Below are 2,168 nucleotides of genomic sequence, written 5' to 3'. Positions count from 1 at the left end.
GGTGGCCGATGGCGTTGTGGCCGAAACTCTTGTCCCACAGGGATTGCGACCGAGGGATTCCGGCGGTGGAGAACCCCGACCGGTCAGGAACGCACCGGGACCGTCTCGATCTGGTAGGCGCGCGGGGTCCGGCCGGTCACCTGTCGGAAGGCCGAGATGAAGGCACTCGGGGTGGCCCACCCGCAGTCGTGCGCGGTCGCGGTGATCGAGCGCCCCTCGGCGAGCGCGATCATCGCCTGATACACCCGGATGTTGGTGCGCCACTGCGGATATGTCATCCCCATCTCGTCGTGGAACAGTCGCGCAAGCGTGCGTTCGCCTGCCCCCGCGGCCGCCGCGAGGTCACCCAGCGGGCGAGGCACCGAGAGGTCGGCGAGCACCAGGTCGCACGCACGTGCGAGGCGATCGTCGCGGGGTGTGGGCAACGAGACCGGCTCCTGGGGCACGCGGCGCAACTGATCGCGCAGCACGGCGAGGATCCGGGACAGTTCGTCGGCTCCGCGGACGTCCTCCGCGGCCGCGATCACCAGCTCCCGCACCAACGGCGTCACCGAGATCACCGCGGGGCCGTCCGCGTCGAGGACTCGTTCGACGGCGGCGAAACCCACGGTGTGAAACCGGCTGAACCCGTGGAATCGGTGCTGGTGCCAGGTCTCGGCGGGAATCCACACCGCGCGATTCGACGACGCCACCCATCCCCCTTCATCGGTGGCAACGGCGATCACCCCGCGACTGACGTAGATGAGCTGGTCGTCGGTGTGCCGATGGCGTTCGACGATCTCCCCTGCCGCACGTGACGACGACTGGGTCACCACATCCTCGTGCTGGCTGTTTTCCGACATGAACCGACAGAATATCGGAAGACTGCACCACGGCGACGAACCACGATGGAACCATGAGCATCGAGGACACCGCCGTCGAGTCGACTCCGCCGGGATCTCGCCGACCCGCCGGGTCGTCATGGCAGCGCATGCGGATCTGGGCCACCGCCCATGCGGTCGACGACTTCTATCAGGGCCTGGTACCGGCCGCCGTGCCGTTCTTCGTGCTGGAGCGGCACTACTCCTACGTCGGCGCCTCGGGTCTCGCGCTTGCCGCGACGCTCGGCAGTGCACTGCCACAGGTCCTCGTCGGGCTACTGGCCGACCGCCATCGGCTGCGGTGGATGTCGCCGGTCGGAATGGTCGTGGCCGGGCTGGGTGCCGGACTCGCCGGTCTCGCGGGCTCGTATGCCCTGGTCTGGATGCTGCTGCTGATCTCCGGCTTCGGTGTGGCGATGTTCCATCCACCCGCCGGGCGCGACGCCCGGAGCGCCGCGGGCGACAGCGCGAGCGCGATGAGCCTGTTCGCCGCCGGCGGCAGCGTCGGCTTCTTCCTGGCGCCCGCCCTGGCCACCCCGGCACTCGATGCGTGGGGTGTCGGTGCGACCGCGGTGTTCATCGGCCCGGCGGTGGTGATGGGATACATCCTCTGGCGCCATCAACGCCGAACGGTGGTACATCCCGCCGCGCGGATCGCCCGCGGCGGAGTCGACCGCTGGGGCATGTTCGGCACCTTGACCGCCGTCGAAGTGGTCCGCTCGACGATCTCCTTCGGCGTCAACACCTTTATCGCGCTGTATTGGATCCGATACCTCGGTGCATCGAGTTCGATTGCGGGACTTGCCCTCACGCTGCAATTGGTGGGCGGGGTGTTCGGCACGCTGGCCGGCGGCCGGCTCGGCGACCGCGTCGGGATGGTGCGCACCGTGCAGATCGGCAACATCGCGCTGATCCCCGCCTTGTTCGCCATGCTCGCGTGCGGCCATCAGATCGCGGCCCTGCCCCTGGTCTTCGTGGTCGGCCTGGTGACCAACATCCCGTTCGCCGTGCTGGTGAAGCTGGGCCAGGACTATCTGCCCAACCGCCCCGGCACCGCGGCCGGTGTCACCCTGGGACTCGCGGTCAGTGCCGGCGGTCTGTTCATGCCGTTGTTGGGCATCGTCGCCGACCGGTGGGGCACGCAGGCCGTGTTCGTCGTGCTCGGCTGCATCCCGGTCCTCGCGCTGGCCCTGTCGAGCGGGTTGCGCGAACCGACACCCACACCCGAGGCGGTCTAGACCCAATACCGTTCAGTTAAGGTTACATGGGTGTAGTTTGTAGGGTATGCCTCGTGCTGGGTGGGTGAAG

Annotated in this window: 2 protein-coding genes; one reads left to right on the top strand and one right to left on the bottom strand. The window is 68.4% G+C overall.

Annotated elements, in window-relative coordinates:
- Positions 1–83: 83 nt before the first annotated feature.
- The gene (locus B1964_RS28745) at positions 84–842 is read right to left on the bottom strand and encodes a helix-turn-helix transcriptional regulator (RefSeq protein WP_079932221.1); all 759 of its coding nucleotides are present in this window, start codon (positions 840–842) and stop codon (positions 84–86) included.
- 53 nt (positions 843–895) lie between these two features.
- Between B1964_RS28745 and B1964_RS28740 the strand changes: the two genes are divergently transcribed.
- Entirely contained in the window at positions 896–2,098 is a 1,203-nt protein-coding gene (locus tag B1964_RS28740) for an MFS transporter (RefSeq protein ID WP_079932220.1), read from the top strand.
- Positions 2,099–2,168: the final 70 nt, after the last annotated feature.

The sequence above is a fragment of the Gordonia sp. i37 genome (genome assembly GCF_002043085.1).
Lineage (GTDB): Bacteria > Actinomycetota > Actinomycetes > Mycobacteriales > Mycobacteriaceae > Gordonia > Gordonia polyisoprenivorans.
Note: the sequence above shows the minus strand (reverse complement) of the source record. Positions and strands in the feature narration are given on the sequence as shown.